Origin of the sequence: Streptomyces sp. NPDC018031, from assembly GCF_044327625.1 — a bacterium.
Lineage (GTDB): Bacteria > Actinomycetota > Actinomycetes > Streptomycetales > Streptomycetaceae > Streptomyces.
This window is the reverse complement of sequence record NZ_JBIRFT010000009.1, coordinates 193,945-217,342: the sequence shown is the minus strand read 5'-3', so window position 1 is coordinate 217,342 and position 23,398 is coordinate 193,945. Positions and strand designations below refer to the sequence as shown.

Annotated in this window: 23 protein-coding genes; 14 read left to right on the top strand and 9 right to left on the bottom strand. The window is 74.2% G+C overall.

The genetic code is table 11. The annotated features are described in order from the left end of the window. Positions 1–167 precede the first annotated feature (167 nt). From ACH4B3_RS21595 to ACH4B3_RS21585, 3 genes are all read left to right on the top strand, one after another. Entirely contained in the window at positions 168–1,127 is a 960-nt protein-coding gene (locus tag ACH4B3_RS21595) for a pseudouridine synthase (RefSeq protein WP_398464940.1), read from the top strand. A gap of 80 nt (positions 1,128–1,207) precedes the next feature. After that, complete coding sequence (locus tag ACH4B3_RS21590; protein ID WP_398464938.1) at positions 1,208–1,945, top strand: beta-phosphoglucomutase family hydrolase; 738 nt, start codon at positions 1,208–1,210, stop codon at positions 1,943–1,945. A gap of 9 nt (positions 1,946–1,954) precedes the next feature. Beyond that, a complete protein-coding gene (locus ACH4B3_RS21585; RefSeq protein WP_398464936.1) occupies positions 1,955–4,297 on the top strand; it encodes a glycoside hydrolase family 65 protein in 2,343 nt (780 codons plus the stop codon). A 70-nt stretch (positions 4,298–4,367) separates the two neighbouring features. On the opposite strand, the gene ACH4B3_RS21580 is transcribed toward ACH4B3_RS21585, so the two are convergent. Both ACH4B3_RS21580 and polX read right to left on the bottom strand, forming a co-directional pair. Beyond that, entirely contained in the window at positions 4,368–5,309 is a 942-nt protein-coding gene (locus tag ACH4B3_RS21580) for an MBL fold metallo-hydrolase (protein ID WP_398464934.1), read from the bottom strand. 288 nt (positions 5,310–5,597) lie between these two features. Then, complete coding sequence (gene polX / locus ACH4B3_RS21575; RefSeq protein ID WP_398464932.1) at positions 5,598–7,337, bottom strand: DNA polymerase/3'-5' exonuclease PolX; 1,740 nt, start codon at positions 7,335–7,337, stop codon at positions 5,598–5,600. Positions 7,338–7,521: 184 nt separating this feature from the next. On the opposite strand from polX, the gene ACH4B3_RS21570 reads away from it, so the two are divergent. The 7 genes from ACH4B3_RS21570 to ACH4B3_RS21540 all read left to right on the top strand — a co-directional run bounded on the left by ACH4B3_RS21570 (position 7,522) and on the right by ACH4B3_RS21540 (position 13,475). After that, on the top strand, positions 7,522–7,767 hold the full coding sequence (locus ACH4B3_RS21570; protein ID WP_398464930.1) for a DUF6296 family protein: 246 nt from the start codon (positions 7,522–7,524) through the stop codon (positions 7,765–7,767). A 171-nt stretch (positions 7,768–7,938) separates the two neighbouring features. Further along, on the top strand, positions 7,939–9,051 hold the full coding sequence (locus ACH4B3_RS21565) for an LLM class flavin-dependent oxidoreductase (RefSeq protein WP_398465033.1): 1,113 nt from the start codon (positions 7,939–7,941) through the stop codon (positions 9,049–9,051). Positions 9,052–9,091: 40 nt separating this feature from the next. Then, positions 9,092–9,715 (top strand): FMN reductase, encoded by a 624-nt coding sequence (locus ACH4B3_RS21560; protein WP_398464928.1) that lies wholly within the window; start codon positions 9,092–9,094, stop codon positions 9,713–9,715. Between the two features lie 201 nt (positions 9,716–9,916). Next, complete coding sequence (locus ACH4B3_RS21555) at positions 9,917–10,951, top strand: permease (protein WP_398465031.1); 1,035 nt, start codon at positions 9,917–9,919, stop codon at positions 10,949–10,951. Then, positions 10,948–11,793, top strand: a complete 846-nt coding sequence (locus ACH4B3_RS21550; RefSeq protein ID WP_398464926.1) for a TIGR03943 family putative permease subunit — start codon at positions 10,948–10,950, stop codon at positions 11,791–11,793. The genes ACH4B3_RS21555 and ACH4B3_RS21550 overlap by 4 nt, the downstream gene beginning before the upstream one ends. Positions 11,794–11,932: 139 nt before the next feature. Beyond that, positions 11,933–12,463: a TerD family protein gene (locus ACH4B3_RS21545; RefSeq protein WP_398464925.1), complete on the top strand. Its 531-nt coding sequence runs from the start codon at positions 11,933–11,935 to the stop codon at positions 12,461–12,463. A 154-nt stretch (positions 12,464–12,617) separates the two neighbouring features. After that, positions 12,618–13,475, top strand: a complete 858-nt coding sequence (locus tag ACH4B3_RS21540) for a GNAT family N-acetyltransferase (protein WP_398464923.1) — start codon at positions 12,618–12,620, stop codon at positions 13,473–13,475. Between the two features lie 224 nt (positions 13,476–13,699). Here the strand turns inward: ACH4B3_RS21540 and ACH4B3_RS21535 are convergent, their stop codons facing one another. After that, positions 13,700–14,467: a polysaccharide deacetylase family protein gene (locus ACH4B3_RS21535; RefSeq protein WP_398464921.1), complete on the bottom strand. Its 768-nt coding sequence runs from the start codon at positions 14,465–14,467 to the stop codon at positions 13,700–13,702. Positions 14,468–14,661: 194 nt separating this feature from the next. On the opposite strand from ACH4B3_RS21535, the gene ACH4B3_RS21530 reads away from it, so the two are divergent. Further along, positions 14,662–15,825 carry a methyltransferase gene (locus ACH4B3_RS21530; RefSeq protein WP_398464919.1) on the top strand — a complete coding sequence of 388 codons (1,164 nt, stop codon included), beginning with the start codon at positions 14,662–14,664 and terminating at the stop codon, positions 15,823–15,825. On the opposite strand, the gene ACH4B3_RS21525 is transcribed toward ACH4B3_RS21530, so the two are convergent. Continuing rightward, a complete protein-coding gene (locus tag ACH4B3_RS21525) occupies positions 15,800–17,077 on the bottom strand; it encodes an MFS transporter (protein WP_398464917.1) in 1,278 nt (425 codons plus the stop codon). The two genes, ACH4B3_RS21530 and ACH4B3_RS21525, sit on opposite strands and share 26 nt — an antisense overlap. A gap of 145 nt (positions 17,078–17,222) precedes the next feature. Continuing rightward, a complete protein-coding gene (locus ACH4B3_RS21520; RefSeq protein WP_398464915.1) occupies positions 17,223–17,819 on the bottom strand; it encodes a TetR/AcrR family transcriptional regulator in 597 nt (198 codons plus the stop codon). A gap of 132 nt (positions 17,820–17,951) precedes the next feature. Between ACH4B3_RS21520 and ACH4B3_RS21515 the strand changes: the two genes are divergently transcribed. The 3 genes from ACH4B3_RS21515 to ACH4B3_RS21505 all read left to right on the top strand — a co-directional run bounded on the left by ACH4B3_RS21515 (position 17,952) and on the right by ACH4B3_RS21505 (position 20,400). Beyond that, positions 17,952–19,397: a hypothetical protein gene (locus ACH4B3_RS21515; RefSeq protein ID WP_398464913.1), complete on the top strand. Its 1,446-nt coding sequence runs from the start codon at positions 17,952–17,954 to the stop codon at positions 19,395–19,397. Positions 19,398–19,430: 33 nt separating this feature from the next. Further along, complete coding sequence (locus ACH4B3_RS21510; RefSeq protein WP_398464911.1) at positions 19,431–19,748, top strand: UBP-type zinc finger domain-containing protein; 318 nt, start codon at positions 19,431–19,433, stop codon at positions 19,746–19,748. Positions 19,749–20,052: 304 nt separating this feature from the next. Beyond that, positions 20,053–20,400: a hypothetical protein gene (locus ACH4B3_RS21505; RefSeq protein ID WP_398464909.1), complete on the top strand. Its 348-nt coding sequence runs from the start codon at positions 20,053–20,055 to the stop codon at positions 20,398–20,400. A gap of 160 nt (positions 20,401–20,560) precedes the next feature. On the opposite strand, the gene ACH4B3_RS21500 is transcribed toward ACH4B3_RS21505, so the two are convergent. The 4 genes from ACH4B3_RS21500 to ACH4B3_RS21485 are packed head-to-tail and all read right to left on the bottom strand — an operon-like array spanning position 20,561 to position 23,370. Next, complete coding sequence (locus tag ACH4B3_RS21500) at positions 20,561–22,006, bottom strand: cytochrome P450 (RefSeq protein ID WP_398464907.1); 1,446 nt, start codon at positions 22,004–22,006, stop codon at positions 20,561–20,563. Beyond that, positions 22,003–22,626 carry a GTP-binding protein gene (locus ACH4B3_RS21495; protein ID WP_398464905.1) on the bottom strand — a complete coding sequence of 208 codons (624 nt, stop codon included), beginning with the start codon at positions 22,624–22,626 and terminating at the stop codon, positions 22,003–22,005. Before ACH4B3_RS21495 ends, ACH4B3_RS21500 begins: the two co-directional genes overlap by 4 nt. Next, positions 22,607–22,987, bottom strand: a complete 381-nt coding sequence (locus ACH4B3_RS21490; protein ID WP_398464903.1) for a DUF742 domain-containing protein — start codon at positions 22,985–22,987, stop codon at positions 22,607–22,609. Before ACH4B3_RS21490 ends, ACH4B3_RS21495 begins: the two co-directional genes overlap by 20 nt. Next, a complete protein-coding gene (locus tag ACH4B3_RS21485) occupies positions 22,984–23,370 on the bottom strand; it encodes a roadblock/LC7 domain-containing protein (protein ID WP_398465029.1) in 387 nt (128 codons plus the stop codon). The genes ACH4B3_RS21490 and ACH4B3_RS21485 overlap by 4 nt, the downstream gene beginning before the upstream one ends. Positions 23,371–23,398 lie beyond the last annotated feature (28 nt).

Genomic DNA, 23,398 nt, shown 5'->3' with positions numbered 1-23,398 from the left:
CTCGCCCCGGCCGGTTCGCGACGGTCGGCGCGCGGCGCCGGGCAGACCGCCGGCGCGCGGGGCGCGGGCGGGCGGCGGCGCGCGGGCGGGCCCCGGCACCGGCACCGGCCGGGAGCGCCGGGGACACCGGGGGCGCCGCGGCCGCACCGCTTAGGGTGGACGGCGAGATGCGACGGAAACCCAAGGCACCCCCCGCCCCCCTGCCCCAGCGGGCCGGGATCGACCCGGTCCGGCTGCGGCTGCCCGACGACGGCCGGTGGGCGACGGTCCGCGACCACCTGGTCGAGCGGCTGCCGGCGCTCGGCGCGCCCCGGATCGACGCCATGCTGGCCGGGGGCGGCATCGTCGGCACCGACGGTCCGCTCGCGCCGGACGCGCCGTTCGCGCCGGGCGGGTACCTCTGGTTCTACCGGCCGCTCGCCACCGAGGTCCCGGTCCCCTTCGCGGTCGAGGTGCTGTACCAGGACGAGACCGTGCTGGTGGTGGACAAACCGCACTTCCTTTCGACCACCCCCCGCGGTCGGCATGTGACCGAAACCGCGCTGGTGCGGCTCCGTCGCGACCTGCGGCTGCCCACGCTCAGCCCGGCGCACCGGCTGGACCGGCTGACCGCGGGCGTGGTGATGTTCGTGGTCCGGCCGGAGCACCGCGGGGCGTACCAGTCCCTCTTCCAGGAGCGGCAGGTCCGCAAGGAGTACGAGGCGATCGCACCGTACGTCCCCGGGCTGGGGCTGCCGGCCCGGGTGCGCAACCGGATCGTGAAGGAGCGCGGCGTGATCGCGGCGCGCGAGGTGCCCGGCCCGCCCAACAGCGACAGCCGGATCGCACTGATCGAACACCGGGACGGCCTGGGCCGCTACCGGCTGGTTCCCGTCACCGGCCGCACCCACCAGCTGCGGCTGCACATGAGCGGACTGGGCATCCCGATCCTGGGCGACCCGGTCTACCCGGTCGTCACCGACCCGCCCCCGGACGACTTCGGCCGGCCCCTGCAGCTGCTCGCGCGGACGCTGGAGTTCACCGACCCGGTCACCGGAGAGCACCGCCGCTTCGTCAGCCGCCGCACCCTGGGTGCCTGGGCCGACCACCCGGCGTGGTCGGCCGGGCCCGGGCCCGCCGGCGGCTGACCGGGCCCTCCGGCGGGCCAGCCGGACGAGTTCCGCCGGCACCAGGAATGCATCCCCGGACGTCCGGGGACAAGCGACGCATGACCACGCCGGAGCCGAAGCTTCCCCCCACTGTCACCGCCTGTCTGTTCGATCTGGACGGGGTCCTCACCAGTACCGCCGTGGTGCACGCCGCCGCCTGGCGGGAGACCTTCGACGACTTCCTCCGGCGGCGGGACGGCCCGGACTTCCGCCCGTTCGACCCGGTGAAGGACTACGACGAGTACGTGGACGGCCGGCCCCGCGCCGACGGGGTGCGCACCTTCCTCGCCTCCCGGGACGTGACGCTGCCCGAGGGGTCGGCCGACGACCCGCCGGACCGGGAGACGGTGCACGGGCTGGGCAACCGCAAGAACGAGCTGCTGCTGCGCCGGATCCGCCAGGACGGGGTGCGGGCGTACCCCGGCTCGGTCCGGTTCCTCCAGGCCGTCCGGGCGGCCGGGCTGCGCACCGCGGTGGTGTCCTCCAGCGCCAACTGCCGGGACGTGGTGGCCGCGGCGGGGCTGGAGGAGTACCTGGAGGTCAGGGTGGACGGGGTGGTCGCCCGCGAGCGGGGGCTGCCCGGCAAGCCCCGCCCGGACACCTTCCTGGAGGCCGCCCGGGAGCTGGGGGTGAGTCCCGACCGGGCGGCGGTGTTCGAGGACGCGCTGGCCGGGATGGACGCCGGCCGGGCGGGGCACTTCGGCTGCGTGGTGGGCGTCGACCGGACCGGGCAGGCCGAGGCGCTGCGGCGGCACGGCGCCGACGTCGTCGTCCGGGATCTCGCCGAGCTGCTGTGAGGAGCGTGCATGATCAGCCACGACGCCTACGCCGTCGAACCCTGGTGCCTGCGGGAGACCACCCTGCATCTGGACGTGCTGCCGCAGAGCGAGTCCCTGTTCGCGCTCTCCAACGGCCATGTCGGCTGGCGCGGCAACCTCGACGAGGGTGAGCCGCACGGCCTGCCCGGCTCGTACCTCAACGGGGTGCACGAGCTGCGTCCGCTGCCGTACGCCGAGGCCGGTTACGGGTACCCGGAGTCCGGCCAGACGGTGATCGACGTCAGCAACGGCAAGGTGATCCGGCTGCTGGTGGACGACGAGCCGTTCGACCTGCGCTACGGCACGCTGCACCACCACGAGCGGGTGCTGGATCTGCGCGCCGGGGTGCTGTACCGCAGCTGCGAGTGGACCTCGCCCGCGGGGAGCACGGTCCGGGTGCGCTCCACCCGGCTGGTCTCCTTCACCCAGCGGGCGGTGGCCGGGATCGCCTACGAGGTGGAGGCGGTGGACTCCGAGGTGCGGCTGGTCGTCCAGTCCGAGCTGGTGGCCAACGAGCAGCTGCCGCCGCTGGGCGGGGACCCCCGGGTCGCCGCCGCCCTGGAGTCGCCGCTGGAGCCGGAGGACCACGCGGCCGAGGACAGCCGGCTGCGGCTGGTGCACCACACCCGGCGCAGCGGTCTGCGCATCGCCACCGCCGCCGACCACGTGGTCAGCGCGCCCGGGACGGTGCGCATCGCGACCGAGAGCAGCGACGACCTGGGCCGGCTGACCGCCACCACCGTGCTGCGGCCGGGTGAGGCGCTGCGGCTGGAGAAGCTGGTGGCCTACGGCTGGTCGGCGGTGCGTTCGCTGCCCGCGGTGCGCGACCAGGTGGACGCCGCGCTGGCGGGGGCGCGCAGCACCGGCTGGCAGGGGCTGCTCGATCAGCAGCGGGGCTTCCTGGAGGACTTCTGGAGCCGCGCCGACGTGGAGGTGGACGGCGACGCGGAGATCCAGCAGGCGGTGCGCTTCGCGCTGTTCCACGTGCTGCAGGCCGGGGCGCGCAGTGAGGAGCGCGCCATCCCGGCCAAGGGGCTGACCGGCTCCGGGTACGACGGGCACTCCTTCTGGGACACCGAGATGTTCGTGCTGCCGCTGCTGACGTACACCGCGCCGGAATCGGTGGCCGAGGCGCTGCGCTGGCGGCAGGCGACGCTGCCGGCCGCCCGGGAGCGCGCCGAGCAGCTGGGCCTGCGGGGCGCGGCGTTCCCCTGGCGGACCATCGACGGCGCGGAGTGCTCCGGCTACTGGCCTGCGGGTACCGCCGCGTTCCATGTGAACGCCGCGATCGCCAGTGCCGCGATGCGGTACATCTCGGCCACCGGGGACGAGGAGTTCGCCCGGCGCACCGGCGTGGAGCTGCTGGTGGAGACGGCGCGGCTGTGGCGCTCGGTGGGCCACCACGACCACCACGGCCGCTTCCACATCGACGGGGTGACCGGCCCGGACGAGTACAGCGCGCTGGCCGACGACAACGCCTACACCAACCTGATGGCCCAGGCGAACCTGCGGGACGCCGCCGACCTGGTCGAACGCCATCCGGAGGAGGCGGCTCAGCTCGGCGTGGACGACGAGGAGGCGGCCGCCTGGCGGGACGCCGCCGAGGCGATGACGATCCACTACGACGAGGGGCTGGGGGTGCACGAGCAGAGCCGCGGCTTCACCAGCCACCAGGTGTGGGACTTCGCGGGCACCCGGCCGGAGCACTACCCGCTGCTGCTCAACTTCCCCTACTTCGACCTGTACCGGAAGCAGGTGATCAAGCAGGCGGACCTGGTGCTGGCGATGTTCACCCGCGGTGACGCCTTCGATCCCCAGCAGAAGGCCCGCAACTTCGCCTACTACGAGGCGCTGACGGTCCGGGACTCCTCGCTGTCCGCGTGCTGCCAGGCCGTCATCGCCGCCGAGGTGGGCCATCTGCGGCTGGCCTACGACTACGTCGGCGAGGCGGCGCTGATGGACCTCAAGGACCTGCAGAACAACACCCGCGACGGGCTGCACATCGCCTCCCTCGCCGGTACCTGGCTCGGGCTGGTCGCCGGGTTCGGCGGGATGCGGCACCGGGACGGCACCTTCGACTTCGCGCCCAAGCTGCCGGAGAAGCTGAGCAGGCTGGCGTTCACGGTGCAGGTGGTGGGCCGCTGCCTGCGGGTGGAGATCACCGACTCGGTGGCCACCTACACCCTGCTGGGCGGCGAGCCGCTGCGGATCCGGCACTACGGGCACCCGCTGACCGTCTCCACCAAGGGTCCGCAGCAGCGGCCGGTGCCTGATCCGCCCGTGCTGCCGGAGCCGCAGCAGCCGCCGGGGCGCCGCCCGGCGCACCGCTGACCCGGGCGCGCCTGACCGGCGCACCCGCGCCTGACCGGCCCGGGTGCGCCGGGCGGCCCGGCCGGGCCGGTCAGGCGTGGCAGGTCAGCGGACGGCCTCCGTTGTACTCGACCATGTCGCCGAGGGCCGCCGCGGCGTCGATCGGCGCGCCGGGCGCCGCGCCCTCGATCTCCGCGTAGGCGCGGTGCAGATTGCCCACGATCCGCTCGCTGTCGGCCAGTCCGGCGTAATTGCCGAGGTCGGTCTCGCGGGCCGTCTCCAGCGGGGTGAGCCCGGCGGCGTGCCCGCGCCGCGCGGTCTCCTGCACGAACCGCAGGTATCCCAGTACGTCGTCGATCAGCCGGGGGCCGCCGACCGGGCCGTGGCCGGCCACGATGGTCTCGGCGCCGAGCGGGGCGAGGACCTCCTCCAGCACCGAGACGGCGCCGGCGACCGAGCCCTGCAGCAGGAACGGCGTACCACCGTTGAACAGCAGGTCGCCTGCGAAGAGCAGGCGGCGCTCGGGCACCCAGACGATGGAGTCGTTGGTGGTGTGCGCGGCGGTGCCCACGTGCCGGACCTCGCACCGCAGGTCGTCCACCCAGAGGGTGACGGCGTCGGTGTAGGTGAGGAACGGCGGCTCCAGCTGGATGTCGCCCCATTCGACGTCGGTCCAGAACGGGGTGGGGCGCGGTGGGCCCCAGGCGCGGATGCCGTCCCGCACGCCTTCGTGTCCCACCACGGTGGCGCCGTCGAACAGGTAGTTGCCGAAGGTGTGGTCGCCGTGGTGGTGGGTGTTGATCAGGGTGCGCACCGGCCGGGGGGTCACCGCCCTGATGGCGTCCAGGTAGGCCCGGGTGCGCCGTTCGGTGGAGCAGGCGTCGATGCTGGTCACTCCTCGTTTGCCGACGAGGAACCCGGTGTTGTTGACCCACCAGGTGCCGTTCGGCTGGATGTAGGCGTAGATGTCCTCGCCGACCTCCTCGACCCGGGGCGGGGCGGGGGTGGTGATGTCGTGGACACTGCTGCTCATCGGGGGCGACTCCTCGGCGGTTCGGCGGCGATCGGGGTGGGACGGCGGCTCGCGGGCCGGGCCCGCGGGTTCATCCTGCTGGATCGCCGGCCGCCGGGTGGGCGGTTCGCCGAGGTGGCCCGCGCCGACCCTCCGCGCCGGGCTCTGCCGGGGTCCGAGCCGGACGGCCGTGCGGCGTCGGGGCATCGGGCAGTGGGGCATTGGGGGCGCCGGGGGGCGTGACGGGAGGGGTGGGCGGATGGGGGGCCGCGGTGGCCCGGCGGGTGGCACCGGGCGCTGCGGGGGTGGTCAGCGGGCGGCGCGCTCCCGGCCCTCGCGCAGGAAGCGCCGCAGCCGCTGCAGCGGCCAGGCGTTGATGACGTCGTCCTTGGTGAGCCAGCCGCGCTGGGCGGTGCCGACGCCGAACCGCATGTGTGCCAGGTGGGGGGTGGCGTGCGCGTCGCTGTCGATGGCGAACTTCACCCCGTACCGCTTGGCCCGCAGGATGTCCTCGTCGCACAGGTCGAGCCGGTCCGGGTGGCCGTTGATCTCCAGCGCGGTGCCGGTCCGGGCGCACGCCTCGAAGACCGCGTCGAAGTCGGCGTCGATACCGGCCCGTCTGCCGATCCGCCGGGTGGTGGGGTGGCCGATGATCGCCACGTACGGGTTCTCGCAGGCGCGGATCAGCCGCCGGGTCAGGGCCTGCCGGCTCTGCTTGAAGTGCGAGTGGACGGAGGCGACGCACAGGTCGAAGCCGGCGAGGAACTCCGCGGGCCAGTCGACCTCGCCGTCCGGTCCGATGTTGAGTTCGGTGCCGTGCAGCAGCCGCATCCGGCCGTGGCCGCCGTCCAGGGCCCGTACCCGTTCCCGCTGGGCCAGGATCTTCTCGTCGGTCATGCGCTGCATGACCAGGTCCGGGGCGTGGTCGGTGACGGCGTAGTAGGAGTAGCCGCGGGCGGCTGCGGCGGCGACCATGTCGGCCAGCGGCGCCAGCCCGTCGGTGAGGTCGGTGTGGGTGTGCAGATCGCCCCGGATGTCGGCCTCGGCGACCAGGTCGGGCAGCTCGTCGCGGAGCCCGGCGGCGATCTCGCCCCGGTCCTCGCGCAGCGGCGGCGGGATCCACGGCAGGCCGAGGCGGGCGTAGATCTCCTCCTCGGTCTCGGAGGTGATCTTCTTGCCGCTCCTGGCGTGGAACAGCCCGTACTCGGAGAGCTTCAGCTTGTGGCGCACCGCGATCTCGCGGGTGCGGATGTTGTGCGCCTTGGACCCGGTGAAGTACTGCAGACCGGCCCCCCAGGAGTCGGGAGGCAGCACCCGCAGGTCGATCTGGAGCCCTTTGGTGGTGCGGATCGAGGTCTTCTTGCGGCCGTGGGCGATGACCTCGGCGGTGTACGGGAGGTCGCGGAACGCCGCCATGAAGGGGGCGGAGTCCTCGGCGGCGACCAGGACGTCGATGTCGCCGATCGTCTCGCTCATCCGGCGCAGCGATCCGGCGTAGGTGCAGCCCCGGCATCCGGGCACCCGGGAGAGGTCGGCCACGACGCGGTCGGCGGCGTCCATGGCCGCGCTCAGCAGGATGCGCCCGCCGGCCTTCTGCATCAGGGCGATGCTGTGCAGGATGTTCTCCTCGGTCTTCTCCCCGAAGCCGCGCAGGTCGCGCAGCCGCTCCCGGTGGATGGCGTCGAGCAGCTCGTCCACCGAGGAGACGCCCAGTTCCTGGTGGAGCAGCAGGGCCTTCTTGGGGCCGAGGCTGGGGATGGCCATCAGCTCCCGGACGCCGGCCGGGATCGCGGCCCGGGCCTCCTCGATCAGCGGGGGGACATGGCCGGTGCTCAGGTAGGCGGCGACCTTGTCGGCGATCGACCTGCCCACGCCGGGGATCTCCAGCAGCCCCTTGACGTCGAGTTTCGCGATGTCGGCCGGATAGCCGCCGATCGCCCGGGCGGCCTTCTCGTAGGCGCGTGCCTTGAAGGCGTCGCCCCCGGTGATGGCGAGGAGGTCGGCGTACTCCTGGAGCAGCTGGGCGACGTCCTCGTTGGGCCTGGCCATGTCCCTCCCAGTGCCCCGCGTCGGCCGAACGACACCTGGCGCCCCCCGCGGGGTGCGCGCGGCGCCCGGCTGATCGACCATGCAGGAACGGAGGGGGCACGGCGGACCGTCCGCGGAGCAGGTGCGAGCGGCCGCCTGCCCGCGCCCGGCCGGGCGCGGGGCGGAGACCGGCAGGAGGCGCGGGATGGACAGACACGACAGCTACGAGCTGGTCTTCGCGCAGACGGAGCAGCCGTCCTCGGGGGACCGCGACGTGGTGGTCGTCCGTCGCACCGAGCGCAGTGGGCCCGGTGGGCATCCGGTGTACGCGGACGAAACGGGCATCGTGCAGGCGGAGATCAGTGACCGCGGGGAGGTGCGGATGGTGGCCAGCGGCGGTCACCAGACGCACACCGCGCCGGTCCGCGCGCGGCCGGTGGACGACGCCTGACCGGGCCTGCGCGACCGGGCCCCGCGACGGGCCGCGCCGCTCCCTGCCCTGCCCTCCGCCACCCCGTTGACCTGCGGTTCTCCGGTCCGCGACGACGGCGGAATAGACCCGGGCGGCAGCTCGTTCCCAGGGTTAGTTGAATCATTAACTACAAGGGAGCGGGTGAGCACGATGCAGTTCGGCGTCTTCACCGTGGGCGACGTCACCACCGACCCGACCAACGGGACGACCCCGTCCGAGCACGAGCGGATCAGGGCGATGACCACCATCGCCCGCAAGGCCGAAGAGGTGGGCCTGGACGTCTTCGCGACCGGCGAGCACCACAACCGGCCGTTCGTCCCGTCGTCGCCGACGACCATGCTCGGGTGGATCGCGGCACGCACCGAGCGGATCATCCTGTCCACCGCCACGACCCTGATCACCACCAACGACCCGGTGAAGATCGCCGAGGACTACGCGATGCTGCAGCACCTGGCCGACGGGCGCGTCGACCTGATGCTGGGGCGCGGCAACACCGGACCGGTGTACCCGTGGTTCGGCAAGGACATCCGCCAGGGCATCCCGCTGGCGGTGGAGAACTACGCACTGCTGCACCGGCTGTGGCGCGAGGACGTGGTGGACTGGGAGGGCCGGTTCCGCACCCCGCTCCAGGGCTTCACCGCCACCCCGCGCCCGCTGGACGGCGTCCCGCCGTTCGTCTGGCACGGCTCCATCCGCAGCCCGGAGATCGCCGAGCAGGCCGCCTACTACGGGGACGGGTTCTTCGCCAACAACATCTTCTGGCCCAAGGAGCACTTCGTCCGCCTGGTCGGGCTGTACCGGGAGCGCTTCGCCCACTACGGGCACGGCACCCCCGAGCAGGCCGTCGTCGGACTCGGCGGGCAGGTGTTCATGCGGAGGAACTCGCAGGACGCGGTGCGCGAGTTCCGGCCCTACTTCGACAACGCCCCGGTCTACGGCCACGGCCCGTCGCTGGAGGAGTTCACCGAGCAGACCCCCCTGACGGTGGGCAGCCCGCAGGAGGTCATCGACAAGACCCTGACCTTCCGGGAGTCCTTCGGCGACTACCAGCGCCAGCTGTTCCTGATGGACCACGCGGGACTGCCGCTGAAGACCGTCCTGGAACAGCTCGACATCCTGGGCGAGGAGGTCGTCCCCGTGCTGCGCCGGGAGTTCGCCGCCGGCCGGCCCGCGCAGGTGCCGGACGGCCCCACCCACCGGGCGCTGGTGGCTCGCCGCGACGCGCCCGTCGCCGCCGGGGAGCCGGCCGGCGCCCGCGACTGACCCCGCCCCCGCACCGCACTTCCCGAAGGGAGACCCACCCGTGCAGCCCCTGAAGCTCGTCGTGGTCTCGGCCGGTCTCGGCCTGCCGTCCTCCACCCGCCTGCTGGCGGACCGCCTCACCGAAGCCACCCGCCGGCAACTGGCGGCCGACGGACGGCCCGCCGAGGTGACCGTGGTCGAACTGCGCGACCTGGCCACCGACCTCGCCCACCACATGGTGACCGGCTTCCCCGGCACCGCCCTGCGCGCCGCGCTCGACGCGGTGCGCGGCGCGGACGGCCTCATCGCGGTGACGCCGGTGTTCTCCGGCTCCTACAGCGGACTGTTCAAGTCGTTCTTCGACGCGATCGGCAACACCGAGCTGACCGGCAAGCCGGTGCTGATCGGCGCGACCGGCGGCACCGCGCGCCACTCGCTGGTCCTGGAGCACGCCATGCGGCCGCTCTTCTCCTACCTGCGGGCGCTGACCGCGCCCACCGCCGTCTACGCGGCGACCGAGGACTGGGGCGGCGGCGGGACCGGGCCCTCCGACGGCCTCGCGGACCGGGTCGAGCGCGCCGCGCGGGAACTCGCCGGGCTGCTGCCGGACCGTCCGGGCACGGCCGGGCCCACCGAGAGCGTGGTCCCGTTCGAGCGGCAACTCGCCGCGCTGCGCCCGGTCTGAGCGGCGCCGGCCGGTCCGGCGCCCGCGGGACGCCGACGTGCCGCGGGCGCCGGCGGCACGCGCCCCCGCACCGGCCCCCGGCGCGAGCGCACCGCCGCGGCGCCCGCCGGACGCGCTTCGGGGCTGTACCGATCCGCTGCGAAATGATTATCGTTAGCGCTCCGGTCGGTCGAGCCCCACGGAGACGTCGCAGTGCCCACCATGGAAGAACAGGCCGGTCCGCCGGCCGGCCGGCCCGCGGCGCGCGGCGGGCCGGAGCGTGCCGCACCGGTGCCGCCGCCGTTGCCCGCCCGCCTGGGGCGGGTGGCCTTCGCTGCCCTCGTGGTGGCGGGGGCCGTGGTGCTGGGCGGCGGCCGCTGGCTGGACTCCCCCGCGCTCCAGGCCTGGCGGACCGTCTGCGTGGCCATCGCCCTGCAGGCGCTGCCCTTCCTGCTGCTGGGCACGATCCTGTCGGCGGCCATCAACGCCTTCGTGCCCGCGCACGTCTTCGCCAGGGCACTGCCGAAGAACCCCGCCCTCGCCGTCCCGGTGGCCGGCGCGGCCGGCGTGGTACTGCCCGGCTGCGAGTGCGCCTCGGTGCCCGTCGCGGGGAGCCTGATGCGGCGGGGCGTCCCGGCCGCCGCCGCGCTGACCTTCCTGCTGTCGGCACCCGCGGTCAACCCCATCGTGCTGACCGCCACCGCGGTGGCCTTCCCCGGCTCCCCCGAGATGGTCCTGGCCCGGCTGCTGGCCTCGCTGGCGGTGGCGATGGTCATGGGCTGGCTGTGGCTCGCCTTCGGCCGCCCCGAGTGGCTGCGGCTGCGTCCCCGGGCCACCGGCCACCAGCCGGGCCACAGCCGCTGGGAGGAGTTCCGGCTGGGCTTCCAGCACGACTTCCTGCACGCCGGCGGGTTCCTGGTGCTCGGCGCGATCGCGGCGGCCACCTTCAACGTCGCGCTGCCCCGCACGGTGCTGGACACCTTCGCCGGATCGCCGTGGCTGTCCGTGCTGTTCCTGGCGGCGCTCGCGATCGTCCTCGCGGTCTGTTCGGAGGCCGACGCCTTCGTCGCCGCGTCCCTGACCGGCTTCTCACCGACCGCGCGGCTCGCCTTCATGGTGGTGGGCCCGATGGTCGACCTCAAACTCGTCGCCCTGCAGTCGGGCACCTTCGGCGGAGCCTTCGCGATCCGCTTCTCCACCGCGACCGCCGTGGTCGCCGTGGGCTGCAGCGTCCTGGTCGGATGGTGCGTCCTGTGAAGCGCCAACTCCAGATCCTGCTGCTGGACATGGCCGGCGCGGCCGTCCTGCGCATCTCGCTGTTCAGCGACGACTACCTGCGGTACGTGAAGGAGGGGCTGCGGTTCCCGCTGATCCTCACCGGCTTCCTGCTGATCGCCCTGGGCATGGTGGGTGCCTGGCGGGACGGTTTCCCCTTCCCGCACCGGCGCGAGCCGGAACCGGCCGGGCCCGGCTCGCCGGACGGCGGCGGCCCGCACCGGTCGCCGGCGACCGCCCCCGCGGACGTGCCGGGACCGGAGACCGGACACCGCCACGAGCCCGGCGACGGTGACGGGCACGGGCACGGGCACGACCACAGCGGCGGGCCGCGCGTCGCCTGGCTGCTGTTCCTGCCGGTCATCGGCCTGATGTTCGCGGCGCCGCCCGCGCTCGCCTCGTACACCGCCGAACGGCAGCCGACGGTCACCGTCGAGGAGCGGGCCCGCTTCGATCCGCTGCCCCCGGGCACACCGGTCGGCCTGACCCTGGTGGACTTCTCCACTCGGGCGGTATGGGACACCGACCGGAGTCTGGAGGGCCGTACGGTCCGGCTGACCGGCTTCGTCACCCCGGGCGAGGACCGCGGCACCTGGTACCTGACGCGGCTGCTGGTCGGTTGCTGCGCGGCCGACGCCCAGGCGGTGAAGGTGAAGATGTACGGCGGGGCGACGCCACCGCGGTCCGGGACCTGGCTCTCCGTCACCGGGACCTGGCATCCGCTGGGCGCGCCGGGGAAGGAGTCGGCCGCCGCCGCACTCGACGTGCGCGGGTTCCGCGAGATCCCCGAGCCGGCCAACCCCTACCGGGACACCCCGGGCTGACGCTCCGTCGGCACGGGCCACCGGGCCGCACCGGAGTGGGCCACCAGGTCCGCTCCTGCCTCGGTCCCGGCCGCGCGCACTACGATGGCCGGGGTTCCGCACCCGACGCATCAGCCGTTTTCCAAGGAGGGGAAGCCCGGTGAGCAGCCTCAACAAAGGGCCCGAGAAGGTCGAGGTCGCACTGAAGTGGGATCCCAGCCCTTCCGGTGAACCGGACAACGACCTCGACATCATCGCCGGCACCTACACCACCGACGACCCGCACGGGCAGCCCGTCCACCTGGTCCACTTCGGCAGCCGTTCGCCGGACGGCACCATCACCCTGCACCGGGACAGCCAGACCGGGCAGGGCTTCGGCTCCGACGAGGTCATGACCCTGGAACTCGACCGGATGGCCGACAGCTGCGCACGGGTCGTGGTGGGGGTGGCCATCCAGCAGCGGGCCGGCCGCCGGACCTTCGGCGACATCACCGGCACCGGCATCCGGATCCTCGACGGGTACGTGGAGCTGCTCCGGCAGGACTTCTCCGAGGTGGCGGGGTCCACCGCGGCGACCGTCGCCGAGTTCACCCGGGGGGCCGGCGGGGGCTGGGAGTTCCGGCCCGCGCTGCGCGGCTCCGACGCCGACCCGGAGACGTTCGCCCGCGAGATGGGGTCGGCCGTCGGCTGAGGCCCCCGGCCGGCTGGGGGCCGCGGTGTCCGGCGGGCACCGCGGCCGCCCCGCGCCATCCCGCCCGCGGCCGCCCCGCCCCGCGCCGCCCGTGCGGTGCCGGCGGCCCCGAAAAGCGCTTGCCCGGGCACCGCGGTGATGCTGGGGTGTGCCGATGGATCATGACGAGGTACTGGCGCTCTTCGACCGGCAGTTGCGGCGGGAGGCGGTGCCGGACGGCCCCGGCGCCCGCGTCGAGCGGGTCGGCCGCGTGGTACGCCAGGTGGCGCCCGAGCACGGCTGGAACGGTGTCGTGTGGTCCGGCCTGGACGGCCGGACCGCGGACGCCGCGGTGGCCGACCAGATACGGCACTTCACCGCGCTCCGGCGCGAGTTCGAGTGGAAGCTCTACGGGTACGACCAGCCCGCGGACCTTGCCGACCGGCTGCGCCGGGCCGGGTTCGTCGCCGAACCCACCGAGACCCTCATGGTCGCCGAGATCAGCGAGCTGCCCCTCGACGCCGCCCTGCCGGACGGCGTCGAGGTCCGGCCGGTGACCGACGCCGCGGGCGCCGACCTGCTGGCCCGGGTCCAGGAGGAGGCGTTCGGCACCGATGCCTCCGCGCTGCGGCAGCGGCTGCTCGACCAGCTGGCCGGACAACCCGAGACGGTCTCCGCCGTGGTGGCGTCGGCGGACGGGGTACCGGTGTGCGCGGCGCGCATGGAGCTGTACCCCGGCACCGCCTTCGCCGGCCTCTGGGGCGGCGGCACCGTGCCCGCCTGGCGGGGGCGGGGGATCTACCGGGCGCTGGTCGCCCACCGGGCCCGCACGGCGGCCGCCCGCGGCTACCGCTATCTGCAGGTCGACGCCTCCGACATGAGCCGGCCGATCCTGCGGCGCCTGGGGTTCGTGGCGCTGACCACCACCACCCCGTACCAGTACCTGCCCGGGCGGCCGCAGGACACCGACCGCCCGGTACCGACGGCCGGCGGGGCGGCCGGTCCGCCGCCCGCGTCCGGTGGCGAGGGATGAGGAAGGCGTCGTCGGGGGACGCCCCGAGCGCGACCCGGCGGTAGGCCCGGCCCCGCCGGGCGCGGGGGCCGCTCCCCGCGCGCGGGACGCCGGGCCGGTCCGGGGCGCCGGCCCGCGTCCGCGCGCCGGGCGGGCGCGGGGGCCGCGGCGGGGCGGGCGCCGCCCGGGTCGGCCGGACCGGCGTCCCGGACCGGGGTCCCGGTCCGGCTTCCGGGCGGAGCGGTTCAGGGCCGGTAGACCTCGCCGGGTTCGGCGACGCCGGGGGCCAGCAGCTGGGGAACGGTGACGAAGGTGTAGCCCCGCTTCTTCAGCTCGTCGATGATGCCCGGCACGGCGGGCACCGTCCCCCGGTAGATGTCGTGGAGGAGGATGATGCCGTCGGTGTCGACCTGGTCCAGCACCCGGCTCTTGATCAGGTCGGAGTCGGTGGTCTGGTAGTCCTTGGCGGTGACGCTCCACAGCACCTGGGCCAGGCCCAGTTCCCGGCTGACCTTGGCGACCTCGTCGTCGGTACGGCCCTGGGGCGGCCGCATCAGGGTGGGCCGGCGGCCGGTGATCTTCTCTATCGCGTCCTGGGTGCGGCCCAGCTCCTCGCGTATCTCCGACTCGTCCTTGTCGGTCAGGCGCGGGTGCGACCAGGTGTGGTTGGCCACCTCGTGCCCCTCGTCGGCGATCCGCCGCACCACGTCCGGGTAGCGCGCCACGTGGTTCTTGCCGAGCAGGAAGAAGGTCGCGTGCACCTTCTTCTCCTTGAGGATGTCCAGCAGGCGCGGGGTGTCCTTGCCGGGGCCGGCGTCGAAGGTCAGGGCCACGCACTTCGCCTCGCGGCAGTCGACCGGCCCGAACTTCCCGTCGGCCTCGGCGCCCTCCTGGGCCCTCGCGGTCTTCGGTGAGGTGGTGTCGACCGACGTGCAACCGCCCAGTGCCAACGCCAGCGCCGCCGCCGCGGCCGCGACGGCGGCCCCCCGTATCGCCGACTTCTTCCTCCGCATGGCCCGTCTCTCTTTCCACTGCCGACATGAGTGAACGGCAGGCGAACACCGCCCCAAGGGGCGTGGGCCTGCCGTTCGACGCGAGGCTTCGCACCGGGCTAGACGGAACTCCGGGCGTTCCGGTTCAGTCCCGGCGGCCGGTGGTGCCGGCGGCCGCCGGCGCCACCCGGGGACTCGGTTAGCCTGAGGGCACGATGAACCGTTTCACGACGTCATGGGGCGCCTTCGAGCTCGCCCGCTTCCCCGAGGACCCCCGCGACCGGCTCCGCGCCTGGGACGCCTCCGACACCTACCTGCTGGAGCACCTGAAGGGCACCGGCGCGGAGCCCACCGACCTGTCGGGCACCGTGGTCGTGGTCGGCGACCGGTGGGGAGCGCTGGCGGTGGCCCTCGCCGGGCACCGCCCGGTGCAGATCACCGACTCCTTCCTCGCCCAGCAGGCGACCCGCGCCAATCTGCTGCGCAACGGCATCGGCGGGGCGGCCGAGGCCCCCGTGCGGCTGCGCTCGGTGCTGGACGCGCCGCCGGAGCGGATCGACGTACTGCTGGTCCGCGTGCCCAAGAGCCTGGCGCTGCTGGAGGACCAGCTGCGCCGGCTCGCGCCGGCCGTGCACCCGGGGACCGTGGTGGTGGGCACCGGCATGGTGACCGAGATCCACACCTCGACCCTGAAGCTGTTCGAGCGGATCCTCGGCCCCACCCGCACCTCGCTGGCGGTGCGGAAGGCCCGGCTCATCTTCTGCACCCCGGATCCCGGGCGGTCGCCGTCGCCGAGCCCGTGGCCGCACCGCTACAGCCTGCCCGAGGACACCGGCGAGGTCGCCGGGCTGACGGTCACCAACCACGCGGGCATCTTCTGCGCGGAGCGGCTCGACATCGGCACCAGGTTCTTCCTCCGCCATCTGCCGCGCCGCCACGGCGCGCGGCGCGTCGTCGACCTCGGCTGCGGCAACGGCGTGGTGGGCATGGCGGCCGCGCTCGCCGACCCCCGGGCGGAGGTGACGTTCATCGACGAGTCGTTCGCCGCGGTGGCGTCGGCCGAGGCCACCTTCCGGGCGAACCTGGGCCCGGAACGGGCCGCGGAGTTCCTGGTGGCGGACGGACTGTCGGGGGCCGCTGCCGGGTCGGTCGACCTGGTGCTCAACAATCCGCCCTTCCACTCCCATCAGGCGACCACCGCCGCCACCGCCCACCGCATGTTCCGCGACTCCCGGCGGGCGCTGCGCTCCGGCGGCGAACTGTGGGTGGTCGGGAACCGGCATCTGGGGTACCACGTGCAGCTGCGCCGGCTCTTCGGCGGCTGCGAGGTGGTCGCGAGTGACCCGAAGTTCGTCATTCTGCGGGCTGTGAAGCGCTGACCGCGCGGGCTTCCGGAGCCGGGGCGCCCGGGCCGTCCGATGCAGGGGCCGGGGCGCCGGGATCGTCCGATGCCGCGGCCGGCGCCCCCGGACCGTCCGGTGCCGCGGGAGCCGGCGCCGCGCGGTGGCGCAGTTCGGGTACCAGGGTGCCCAGACCGGCCAGGGCCAGCGCGGCACCGAGCCACAGCGGGGCCCGCAGGCCCCAGGTGTCGATGGCCAGTCCGCCGACCGCGGACCCGATGATGACGCCGAGCGTGATGAACGAGGAGTGCACGGTGTTCACCAGCGGCCGGGCGTTGCCGGTCCGCTGCACCCGCGTCACCATGGCCGGGTTCATGGTCACCCCCACCAGGCCGACGCCCAGCAGGCACGCCACCGCCGGCACCGCGAGGTCGGCCACCAGGGCGAACCCGGCGAGGAAGACGGCGTTGAGCAGCAGCCCGTACCACAGGACCGGGACGGTGTGCCGGTCGGCGAGCCGGCCGACCACATGGTTGCCGACCACGGTGGCGGCGCCGTAGGCGACGAGGAGCAGCGGAACGGTGCCGTCGGCGAAGCCGGTGACCTCGGTGAGGATCGGGTTGAAGTAGCTGAAGGCCGCGAAGGTCGCGCCGATGACGAAGGTGCTGGTGGACAGCGCCAGCCACAGCCGGGGGTTGCGGAAGGCGGCCAGCTCCGCCCGGAAGTCCCGTCCGGCCTCGGCCCGCTCCGGGCGCGGCACCCCGACGAGGGTGCAGGCGGCGGCGATCACGGTCAGGACCGAGACCGCCCAGAACGCGGCGCGCCAGCCGAGGTGCTCCCCGACGAAGGTGGCCAGCGGCAGTCCGAGCAGGGTGCCGAGCATGAGTCCGTTCATGGCGGCCGCGATGGCCCGGCCGCGCACCTCCGGCCGCGTCAGCTGGACGCAGAGGGTGAGGGCCACGCCGAAGAACGCCTGCGACGCGATGCCGGTGACGACCCGGGCGACCAGGATCACCGGGTAGTCGGTGGCGGTGGCGGCGAGCACGTTCCCGGCCAGGAAGACGGCGAACAGCACCATCAGTGCCGTCTTCTGCCGCGCTCGGAGCAGGGCCACCGTGAGGAACGGCCCGCCGAACGCCATGGCGACGGCGAAAGCGGTGATCAGGTAGCCGATCTGCGAGATGGAGACACCCAGTCCCCCGGCCATCTGGGGCATCAGCCCGGCGACGGCGAACTCGCTGGTCACCATGGCGAAGATGCCCACGGCGAGCACGTACACAGCCCGTGGCACAGCAGGTACTCCCTCTGTTTTGGATAGATCAGTACAAAATTTGGGCAGGCGGACGCATCCCGCGCCGCGGACGGGCGGCGGCACGGCGGCACCCTCGACGGGCAGGCAGACCGGCGTCCGTACGGACCTCCGGCCCGGCGGCGGATCAGCGGGTCAGCGCGTCCACCGCCGTCGCGGCGATGGACTCCAGGGCGGCCCGGTCGGCACCCCCCTGGGCGGCCACCCGCATGCCACCGATGACGGCGTTGACGAAACGGGCCAGCGCGTCGGCGTCCCGGGTGGAGGCGATCTCACCGGAGCGCTGCCCGGACTCCAGCGCGACCCGCAGCGCGACCAGCCGGCGCGTCAGATCGCACTGGAGCATCTCGGCGGCCCGCGGATCCCGCCCGGCCAGCTCCACCGTGGTGTTGACGGTCAGGCAGCCGAAGCTGGGGCCGTCGCCGCGGACCTCGAACTCGACGTCGATCACGTTGGCGAAGAGCGTGCGGACGCGCTCCAGGGCCGGCCTCCCCTCGTCCTGGAGCAGTTCCACCTGCGGGGTGGTCATCATGTCGATGTAGCGTGCCAGGGCCCGGGTGAACAGGTCGTGCTTGCTGCTGAAGGTGTTGTAGATGCTGCTGCGCCCCAGGCCGGTGGCGTCGCACAGGTCCTGGGTCGAGGTGGCCTCGTAGCCGTTCGCCCAGAAGGCGCGCATCGCCGCGTCCAGGGCCCGTTCCTCGTCGAAAGTCCTCGGTCGGGCCATGGGAGAACCGTAGCAGTTTCTGGAACGATCGATGCAATACCTTGCCCGGCGGCGCCGGACGGCCCGCGGTCCCGGTCACCCGGATGAGCCTCCGAAGGTGCGGCACCGCCCGGAATGGGCGGGGATGTTGCCATGAGCCGCCCCCGAGGCAACCGCGTCGGGCCCTGGCCGCACGGACGGCCGGCCCCGCGGTCCCGTGCCCCGGCGGCGAGGGTGCGCGGCGCCGTCTGCGCGGTGCTGCTGGGGATCGGCTGCGCGCTGGTACCGGTCTCGGTGGTCGTGTGCTGGGCGGGCCGGCTCGCCCAGGACACCGACCGCTACGTGGAGACCGTCGCCCCCATCGCCCGCGACCGGACGGTGCAGGACGCCGTGGTGCGCCGGGTCGCCCAGGCACTGGCCGCCCGGGCCGGCAACCGCGAGGTCGCCGCCGATCTCGCCCGGTGGCTGCGGGACCAGGGCCTGCCGCCGCGCACCGCCGACGCCGTCCGGTCGCTGGCTCCCCGGTTCGGCGCCGCCTTCGACGAGTCGGTGCTCCGGGTGGTGCGCCATGTGGTGCACAGCGAGCAGTTCGCGAAGACCTGGACGGAAGCCAACCGGACCGCGCACCGCACCCTCCTCCGGGTGCTCGCCGGCGAGGGAACCGGCGCGGTGGAGGTGACGGGCGGCGCGGTCACCCTGGACATCGGCAGACTTCTGGAACTGCTGCGGCGGGAGCTGGCCCAGGCCGGACTGCCGCAGGCGGCGGACGTCCCCGCGATCGACCGGCGGATCGTCCTGGTCCGGCCGGACCGGCTCGGCCGGATCGAGGCCGGGGCCCGGCTGCTCGCCGTCGGCGCCGACTGGCTGCCGGTGCTGACCGTGGCGCTCGGCACCCTGGGCCTGTGGCGTGCCCGGGGACGCCACGCGGTGGCGGCCGCCGCGCTGGGGGTGGTGCTCTGCTGCCTCCTCTGCTGCGCCGGGCTGCTCGCCGCCCGCGGGCAGGCGCTCGGCCGGGTCCCGGAGAACGTGCTGTCCCCGTCGGCCGTGGCGGCCGCGCTGGACACCTCGCTGCGCGCACTGTGGGACACCTTCGGCACGGTGATCGTGGTGGGCGCCGCCACCGCGGCCGGTGCCGGGCTGACCGGCCCGGGCCGGGTGCCCCGCGCGGCGCGGGCGGCAGTGGACCGGGCCGCCGACGCCGTCGCCGAACGGGCGGCGGGCCGGGGCCTGTCCGCCGGACGGTACGGGATGTGGGCCGCGGCCCACCGCGGTGGACTCGCCCAGGCCGCGGTGCTGCTCACCGCGGTGGCGCTGGGACTCTGGGACCGTCCGACGCCCCAGGCCGCGGGATGGCTGCTGGCGGCCCTGTCGGCGGTGCTGTGGTCGTTGGCGCTGCTGGCCGCGTCCGGTCTGGCGACCGGGCCCGGAGCGGCGGTCCGCCCGGCGGCATCCGCGGGGCCGCCGGGGTGCGGCGCCGGGGCCGCCACTCCCGGGGCCGCACCCCGCCCGGCCGCCGCGTTTGACACGCCCCCGGGACGTGCGACGGTGGAGGTGAGCACGGAGGACAGCGGAGGAACAGCCATCCGGCGGCCGGGCTGACACGATGCGCCGGCCGCCTCTCCGGGAGGCGTCATGGCGGTCGGCGAGGACCCCGAGCGGCAGGCGGTGTGCGGCCATCTGGACCAGGTGCGGGCGGTCGAGCCGAGCAGTGCCGACAGCTGCCCGGCGTGCGTCGCGGCGGGCGACAGCTGGGTGCATCTGCGGATGTGCCAGACCTGCGGCAACATCGGCTGCTGCGACTCCTCCGACAACAAGCACGCGACCGCGCACCACCAGAGCACCGGGCACCCCCTCGTCCGGTCCTACGAGCCCGGCGAGGGCTGGTGGTGGTGCTATGACGACCAGCTGCTCTTCGAGGTGGCCGGGTCCTTCCCGCCCCGCCCGGCCTGATCGCCGGGGCGGGGCGAACGGCGTCGGTGCGATGAACCGCCCATTCCGCCCCTGAGGTGAACCTCGCGCACCGGGAATTGACCCCGGCGGCCGGCGCCGCCCGCGGGGACCTCCCGGCGCGGTCGTACACCGGGCGGGCCGGACCCGCGCCGAGCAGCGGGAATGGCCTCCGGCCGGCCGCTCCCCACGGCCACGGGGCTCACGGCCAGGCGCATTATCGGAGCACTGTCATGGTTTGCACCGAATTCTTGGCGCGGATACTTTGCGAGGCCGCTCGACTCCCGCGACCAAGGACGAAATTCATATGAAGCAGGGAACCATCAAGGCGCTCGGCACCTTCACCCTCGGCGCCGCCGCGGTCGTCGCCGGGTCCGGCTCCGCCGCCGCGCTCGGAGCCGGCACGCACATCGACGGCGAAGGGGTCGTCGCCCCGGTCGTCGGCGCGTTGCAGCAGACCGCGCCGATGCCGCAGTCGGCCGGGGCGCCGGCCCCGCAGCCGGCCGGGACCGGGACGCTGCCCATGTTGCAGGGCACCACGGGCGGCTCCGGCGGCCGGCAGCAGCCGGGCGACCTGCTCGGCGGCCTCCCGCTGTCCACGATGGTGCCCCAGGTGGGGCTCGCCAGCGTCTCCACGCCGGGGCTGATCCAGTAGCCGACGCCGGCCCCGGCGGATCCGAGCGCCGCGGCCGGATCCGCCACCGCGGGATCGCGCACCGGACCGGCCGGGGCGCGCGGGCACGCCGAACCCTCCTGTCGCCCGCGCGCTCCGGCCCTGCCGTGCGCGGGGCCGGAGCGCGCGGGGGCCGGGCGGGTCAGTCCCCCCGGAACCATCCCTTCAGGGCGCTCCACCACGAGCGCCGGGGCCCGGGCCGGCCGGCCGGCGGCGCCGGCGCGGTGGCGGGCGGAGCGGGCAGCGGTTCCGGCAGCGGCCGCCGCGCGGCGGCCGGCGCGTCGGGGTCCGGGAGGTTCTCGCCGAGCGGCGGGCGCGGCTCGAACCGCACCGGCAGCGCGACCAGATGACGGGTCCAGGTCGTGGCCCGCCAGGTCAGGTCGGTCTCCGGCACCGCGAGCCGGAGGTCGGGCAGGCGCAGCAGCAGGGTGTCGATGGCAGTGTCCGCGATGGCGCGCGCCACCTCCCGCCCGGGGCACTCGTGCGGGCCCCCGCTGAACGACAGGTGGGAGCGGTTGCCGTGCATGGGGGCGTTGAGGTCGGGCCGGATCGCCGGGTCGATGTTCCCCGCGGCGACGCCGAGCAGCAGCATGTCGCCGGCCTTGATCGGACGGCCCGCCAGTTCGGTGTCCGCGGTGGCCCAGCGGGCGGGGATCACGATGGTCGGCGGATCGTCCCAGAGCACCTGCTCCACGGCGTCCGGGAGGGTCATCTGGCCACCGGCGAGGGAGGCCCGGAACCGCGGGTCGGTGAGCACCATCCGCAGGGTGCTGGCGATCAGGCTGGTCGTGTTCTCGTTGGCCGCGAGGAGGACCAGCCACAGCAGGTTGAGGATCTCCTCGTCGCTCAGCCCGGCCGGGTGCTCGATGAGCCAGGACGCCAGGTCGTCCCCGGGAGAGTGGTGCTTGCGCTCCACCAGCCGGCTGAGCTGCTCCTTGATGTACTCGTTGGCGGCGATGGCCTGGTCGGACGCCTTCACCAGCTCGGTGGCGGCCTGTACCAGGCGCGGCCCGTAGGCCTCGGGCATGCCGAGCAGCCGGGTCAGCACGATCATGGGGAGTTGCTGGGAGAACCGGCTCAGCAGGTCCGCGCTTCCCTCGGCGGCGAACTCGTCGACCAGCCGGTGGGTGAAGCGGGTGACGTGGCGGCGCACCCCCCGCCGGTCGAAGCGGTCCATGCTCTCGGTGACCGCGTCGCGCAGCCGCCGGTGTTCCGCCCCGTCGGCGGTCATCCGGTCCGGCCGCCAGCCGATCACCGGCAGCAGCGGGTTGTCCGCCGGGACCTTGCCCTCCCGGAGCTGGTTCCAGTGCCGGGAGTCGTGCGAGAAGCGGGTGGGGGTGCGCGCCACTTCCAGGATCTCCCGGTAGCCCAGGACCAGCCAGCCCGGCAGGTCACCGGTGAGCAGGACCGGGGCCACCGCACCGTGTTCGGCGCGGAGTTCCTCGAAGACCCGCATCGGGTCGGCCTCGTAGCCGGGCCCGAAGATCCGCGTCGCGCCGCCCGTCCCGGCGCCCTGGTGCGCGGGGCAGCCGGGCGGCGGGACCGACCGGTGGTCTGGGCGGACGGGGTCGAACGGCTGGGTCGTCACTGGGGCTCCGGGGTCGCGGTGGCAAGGGTGTGGAGGTAGCGCATGAGCGTCATCAGGGCGTCGCGGCAGGAGGTCCGGTCGCGGGCGTCGCAGTCGAAGACCGGGACGTGGCCGGGGAGGTCCAGGGCGGCCCGCAGTTCGGACGCCGGGTGGACGGGCGAGTCGGGGAAGCCGTTGACGGCGACGACGAACGGCACCCCGCGGTCCTCGAGGTGGCCGATCACGTCGAAGCTGACCTCCAGCCGCCGGGTGTCGACCAGTACCACCGCGCCGAGCGCGCCGTCGAAGAGCCCGTTCCACAGGAACCAGAAGCGCTCCTGGCCCGGGGTGCCGAACAGGTAGAGGATCAGCTGCCGGTTGAGGCTGATCCGGCCGAAGTCCATGGCGACGGTGGTGGTGGTCTTGCGTTCCACACCGGCGACGTCGTCGACTCCGACGGCCGCCTGGGTCATCGTCTCCTCGGTGGTCAGCGGCCTGATCTCGCTGACCGAGCCGACCATGGTGGTCTTGCCGACCCCGAAGCCGCCGACGATGACGATCTTGACGGCCGAGGTCGCGGTGGCGGGCAGGACGTCCTCACTGCGCGGACCGGCCACCGGTTCAGAGATTCTGGAGTCCATGCATCACCGCCTCCAGGACGTCGATGTCGGGCAGTACGGCCGCCGGGAGCGGCGACCGGGCCTCGATGTGGCCGCCGGTCAGCAGGTCGCCGAGGATCACCGTCACCGTGCTGACGGGCAGATGGAGATAGGCGGAGATCTCGGCGACGGAGAGCGGGTAGTCGCACATCTGGATGATCGCGCCGTGTTCCGGCCGGCTGTCCGCGGCGGGCATCCTCCGGGCCACGATCAAGGTGACGAGATCCAGGTCCGGGCGCTCGGCGGCACCCCCCGGACTCCGGCCCTCGGTGACCACGTAGAGCCGTTCCGGGCCGCCCTCCTCCCACGGGGACCGCCCGCCGCGCCGGGATGTGCCGGTCACCTGACCGGCTCGTTGGTGCGCGGCGGGCTGGTGAGGTGCCCTCCTATCCGGGCGACCAGGTCGCGCATGCGCTGTCCCATCAGTCCGGCGTCCACCCCGGCGTCGGCGAGCACCGCGAGGTAGGCCCCGGCGCCGGCCGCCATCAGGTAGAAGAAGCCGCCGTCCATCTCGATGACGACGAGCCGCATGCGGCCGTCACCGTGCGGGAGTTCGGAGGCGACGGCGACCGACAGGCTCTGCAGTCCGGCGCAGGCCGCGGCGAGGCGGTCGCCGGCGTCCGGGTCGACGCCGTGCTGGGCGATGCACAAGCCGTCCGAGGACAGCACCACCACATGCCGGGTCTCCGGGACGCTCGTGGCCAGGTCCTTGAGCATCCAGTCCATGTTGAACCGCTGGTGTGTCACGTACGTA